At 67.2% G+C, this 461-nt stretch carries 1 protein-coding gene; it reads left to right on the forward strand.

Going from position 1 to position 461, the window contains the following annotated elements; genetic code table 11:
* Positions 1–101: 101 nt before the first annotated feature.
* A partial coding sequence (locus AC2JF9_RS09025) for a GGDEF domain-containing protein (protein WP_500727088.1) occupies positions 102–461 on the forward strand: 360 nt, incomplete at its 3' end.

The following is a 461-nucleotide window of genomic DNA, read 5'->3' on the forward strand; positions in this document are numbered from 1 at the left end:
TCCTGACTGGGCATGCCGGTGCATCGCGCAAGCAGGCGCCTGCCTATCATTCCCATGCTCCACAAGGCGGGGATGCTCGACACCGCCCGTCGCAGGGCGGGGTGGATCCTCAGGAGAGCCGCTCCGGCAAACCGTCGGCTCCGGCACAGGCGCAAGCGGCACGCCAGCACATCGACCAACGTGCGCGGCAGGGCGCACCGCAAGACAATCTCACCGGGCTGAGCACGCGGGCGGACTTCCAGAACCGCTGCGGGGAAGCCGTGGCGGAAGCCAAGCGTGCCGGCAGCACGATCGCGCTCTTCCTGATGGGGCTTGACCGGTTCAAGGACCTCAACAACATGCTCGGGCACCAGACCGGCGACGACGTGCTGGTCGAGATCGCCCAGGGTCTGAAGTCCTTGCTGGAATCGCGCGATCTGGCGGCTCGCTTCGGCGGCGACGAGTTCGCGCTCATGATGACC

The organism is Lactobacillus sp. C449L (genome assembly GCF_059900815.1).